The organism is Candidatus Binatia bacterium (genome assembly GCA_035631035.1).
In the GTDB taxonomy this organism is placed as follows: domain Bacteria; phylum Eisenbacteria; class RBG-16-71-46; order SZUA-252; family SZUA-252; genus DASQJL01.
This window is the reverse complement of sequence record DASQJL010000104.1, coordinates 1-4,603: the sequence shown is the minus strand read 5'-3', so window position 1 is coordinate 4,603 and position 4,603 is coordinate 1. Positions and strand designations below refer to the sequence as shown.

Below are 4,603 nucleotides of genomic sequence, written 5' to 3'. Positions count from 1 at the left end.
CCTGGACTCCTACGCTCGGTTCTCCGGCGGTCCGATAGTTGGGCGTGGCCCACCGGACGGAGGAAAGGGGCGGCATGGCCTTGGAGATTCGCCTACACGGTCGCGGCGGTCAGGGCGGCGTGACGTGCGCCAAGATCCTGGCCGCGACCTACGCCCGCCTCGGAAAGAGCGTCCAGACCTTCGGCGACTACGCCGGGGAGCGCTCCGGAGCCCCCGTCCGCGCCTACACGCGCGTCTCCGACGAGCCGATCCAGAACCGCAACAAGATCTACGAGCCCGACCACGTCCTCGTCCTCGACCCGACGCTCCTCGACAAGGACGCGGTCGCGGGGCTCGCCCGCGGCGGCATCCTTCTCGTGAACACCGCAGAGCTTCCGGGCACGATCGAAGCCAAGTTCGGCCCGTTCCGCGCCGCCACGATCGACGCGACCGCGATCGCGCGCCGCCGGGGAATCGGCACGCGCTCGGTCGTCATCGTGAACACCACGATCGCCGGAGCCTATGCGCGGGCGGCCGGGATTCCGTTCGAAGCGCTGGAGCGCGCCTACAAGGACCTCCACCTGGACCGCGATCTCGGAGCGGCGCGCGAGGCGTATGACGCCGTCGTTCTGACCGAAAACGCCAAAGCCAAGGAAGCACCTGCCGCGTCGGTGGTGAAGGAAAAGCTCGCGGCCCCCCCCGCGCTCGACGCGATCGCGGGGCAGCCCGTGCTCCCCTTGACCCAGCACGTCGAAGGGCCGGCCACCGGGCTCAAGACCGGTTCCTGGCGGACCCAGGTGCCCCGCTACGTCGAGCAGCTCCCGCCCTGCAACGCCTGGTGTCCGGCGGGGAACGACGTCGTCGGATTCATCCAGGCGATGCTCCACGACGGCGAGGCCGGGGCCGCGGCCATTCTCGCGAAATCGCAGCCCTTCGCGTCGGTGTGCGGCCGGGTCTGCCCGGCTCCCTGCATGGAGGTGTGCAACCGCCGGCCCTATGACGGCGCGGTGAACATCCGCGGTCTGGAACGCTGGGTCGGGGATCACGCGGGCGCGGTGCGGGACGACCTCCCGACGCGTCGCGATCGCCGGAGCGTGGCCGTGGTGGGAAGCGGCCCGGCCGGCATGACGGCGGCCTGCGAGCTGGCGCGCGCGGGGCACGTGGTTCGCATCTACGAGGGGGAGGCGGAGCTCGGCGGTGTTCTTCGCACCGGCATCCCGGCCTACCGGCTTCCGCGCGAGGCGCTGGACCGGGAGATCGAATCGATCCTGGGCCTGGGCATCGAGACGCGCTGCGGCGAGTTCCTCGACGCGCGCGCGATCACGCGACTCCGCCGGCAGCACGACGCGGTGATCCTCGCGGCCGGGCTCGGCCGGCCCACGGAGCTGGACGTCCTGGGCCACGACCTTCCCGGCGTGGAGCAGGGGACGAAGTTCCTCCACCGCGTGAATCTCGAGGGGGGTGCTTCGCTCCACGGCCACGTCATGGTGCTCGGGGGCGGAAACACCGCGATCGACTGCGCCCGGAGCGCCATCCGCTCCGGCGCCTCGATGGTGACGGTGGCGTATCGCCGCACCCGGACCGAGATGCCGGCGATCAAGGAGGACATCGTCGACGCCGAGCGCGAGGGGATCTCCTTCCTCTATCAGCGCCAGCCGGTCGCTTTTCACGGGCGCCGCCGCCTGACGCAGGTGGAGCTGGCCGAGGTGCAGATGGGCGAGCCCGATGAAAGCGGCCGCCGCCGTCCCGTGGTCACTGCCCGCACCGCGCGCTTCGAGTGCGATTACGTGCTGCTCGCCCTGGGGCAGGGGGCCGATCCGGGCCTCCTGCCCGAGGGCGCGGCGATCCGGGAGGGGCGCGTGCACTACGACGGCGGGCCGACGAACCTCTTCGTCGCGGGGGACTTCGCCACGAACGAGGGAACGGTGGCCCACGCGATCGGCGACGGCCGCCGCGCGGCGGCGCGCGTGCTCGCGGCGCTCGGTGAGCGCGCGACCTTCCCGGTGCCTCCCGACCGCCCGCGCGCGGTGACGAGCGAGATGATCCGCTTCGAGCACTTCACCGTCACGGCGGGATCCCACACCATCGAGATTCCGCTCTCCGGACGCGCGGCCTCCTTCGAGGAGACCAATCTCGGCCTCTCCGATCCGCGCGAGGCCGGCCGCTGCTTCTCGTGCGGCCGCTGCACCCAGTGCGACACCTGCATGGCGTACTGCCCGGAGGGGATCATCGAGCGCCGCGCCGGCGGCTACGACGTGCAGCTCGACTTCTGCAAGGGGTGCGGGATCTGCGTCACCGAATGCCCGCGCCATGCCATGGAGATGGCCCCGGTATGAGCCTCCAGCTGATCAGCGCCAACCATGCTTCGGCGGCGGCCGTCACGCTCGCCGCCCGCGCCAACCGCAAGGCGCGCGGGTTCTGCAGCGGCGTCTATCCGATCACGCCCCAGACCGAGTGCATCGAGAAGCTGTGCGGCGAGGAGATCGAGCGGGGCTCCGTCGTGCGCGTGGAGAGCGAGCACAGCGCGATGGGGGTCTGCATCGGCGCCTCGCTCTCCGGCGCGCGCTCCTTCACCGCCTCCTCGTCGAACGGCCTCGCCTACATGGCGGAGAACGTCTTCGCCGCCGGGTTCGCGCGGCTTCCGATCGTCATGATGGCCGTGAATCGCACGCTGGGTCCCCCCTGGAACATCTGGGTGGACCACGGCGACACGCTGATGCTGCGCGACGCGGGGTGGATCCAGTTCTACTGCGAGGACAACCAGGAGGTGCACGACACCCTCCTGCTTTCATTCCGTCTGGCCGAGCACGAGAAGGTGTTGCTCCCGGTCATGGTCTGCCAGGACGCGTTCGTCCTCTCGCACACGATGATGATGACGGAGATCGCGAGCCAGGAGGATGTGGATGCCTTCCTCCCCGAGCTGTCGCTGCCGCATCGGCTGGGCGACCGTCCGCGCGTGGTGGGGGGTCTCGATTTCCCGCATCAGACCGAAGAGCACCGGAAACAGCATCTGGAGGCGATGCGCCGCGTTCCGGGCGTCTACGCCGCGGTCCAGGACGAGTTCGAGAAGCGCTTCGGCCGCCGCCCCGCCGATACGGTGGTTCCGTACCGGATCGAAGATGCCGACGTGGTGGTGGTCTCGATGGGGACGACCGCGAGCACGGTCCGCGCGGCGGTGGACCGCCTGCGCGACGAGGGGATCCGCGCGGGCGCGCTCCGCATCCGCATGTTCCGGCCGCTCCCGGAGGCGCTCCTCCGCGAGTACCTCGGCGGGAAGAAGCGCGTGGCCGTGCTCGATCGCGACGCGTGTCCGGGCCTGGGCGGGATCGTCTGGAGCGAGATCCGCGGGCTCGCCGACCCGGGCGCGGTGATCCAGAGCTATATGATCGGCCTGGGCGGCGGCGACATCCGGCGCGAGCACGTCGCCCGGATCGTGAGCGACGTGGCGAAGCGCGAGCGGGCCGGCGAGCCGGTCCTGGTGGAGACCGGAGCATGAGCCCGACCCGGGGAACGCCCGCGATGCCCGTGCCGGCGCCGCCGGAGCACGCGGCCGAGCCGATTTTCGAGGGCATCGTCCACACGCCGGCCGACCGCGCCCTGCCGCTCCTTCGCGCGGGCAACACGAACTGCGGCGGCTGCGGCATGTCGATCGCCCTGAATATGATGAGCCGCGCGATCGCCGACCGGCCGGTGCAGATCGTGATCCCGGCCTGCTGCGGCATCGTCACCGCGGGGCCGTTCCCCTACAGCGCCTACGGCGCGCCGGTCGTGGCCTCGACGTTCGCCGCCGCGGCCGCCGTGGCGACCGGTCTTGCGCGGGTCGCCGAGTCGTGCGGCGAGGCGACGCGGATCCTCTGCTTCGCCGGAGACGGCGGCACCTACGACATCGGCCTCGCCACCCTCTCGGCCGCCGCCGAGCGGAACGAGGACATCCTCTACGTCTGCTACGACAACGAGATCTACGGCAACACGGGAGGGCAGCGCTCGTCGGCCACGCCGCTCGGCGCGGCGACCTCCACGACGCCGGCGGGAAAGCACGTCGAGAAGAAGGACATGCTGGCGATCCTGGCCGCGCATCGCGTGCCCTACGCGGCGTCGGTCTCGCTCGCGCACCCCGAGGATCTCATGCGCAAGATGCGGACCGCCCTGGATCTCCGGGGATTTCGCTTCCTGCACATCCTCTCGCCGTGTCCGACCGGCTGGAAGTCGGAGCCGGCCGACGGCATCGCGCTGATCCGGCTCGCGGTCCAGTCGGGCCTCTATCCCATCGTCGAGATCGCGGGAGGTGATCGCTGGACGATCAACGTCGAGCCCACCTTCGCCCCCGAGGCGCTGAAGGCGTTCGTCGATCGCCAGGGCCGCTTCGCGCACGACGAGGCAACCCTGCACGAGGTGCGACGGGGCATTCGCCGGGCGTGGGAACGCCTGCGCGCGCGGGTCGCGTCGTCTCCCGAGCTTCCAACCTCCGGCGCGGAGGGTGCGCCGGTCGGAGCCGCCTAGCTCAACCGAAGCATCGCCACCGCACCGCAGCGCACCGCCGCGCCACCGCCCATCGCCCACCATCTCCGCGAGCCGCTCACGCACGTCCACACCCGCGACACACGCGAGTGCGAGCGTCCCCGCG

Annotated in this window: 3 protein-coding genes; all 3 read left to right on the top strand. The window is 71.3% G+C overall.

What is annotated here, in order from left to right:
* Positions 1-74 precede the first annotated feature (74 nt).
* From VE326_10930 to VE326_10920, 3 genes are read left to right on the top strand one after another with little or no spacing between them, the layout of a single operon-like run.
* On the top strand, positions 75-2,315 hold the full coding sequence (locus VE326_10930; protein ID HYJ33722.1) for a 2-oxoacid:acceptor oxidoreductase family protein: 2,241 nt from the start codon (positions 75-77) through the stop codon (positions 2,313-2,315).
* Positions 2,312-3,475 carry a transketolase C-terminal domain-containing protein gene (locus VE326_10925; protein HYJ33721.1) on the top strand — a complete coding sequence of 388 codons (1,164 nt, stop codon included), beginning with the start codon at positions 2,312-2,314 and terminating at the stop codon, positions 3,473-3,475. Before VE326_10930 ends, VE326_10925 begins: the two co-directional genes overlap by 4 nt.
* Positions 3,472-4,479, top strand: a complete 1,008-nt coding sequence (locus VE326_10920; protein HYJ33720.1) for a thiamine pyrophosphate-dependent enzyme — start codon at positions 3,472-3,474, stop codon at positions 4,477-4,479. Before VE326_10925 ends, VE326_10920 begins: the two co-directional genes overlap by 4 nt.
* The last annotated feature ends 124 nt before the right edge of the window (positions 4,480-4,603 follow it).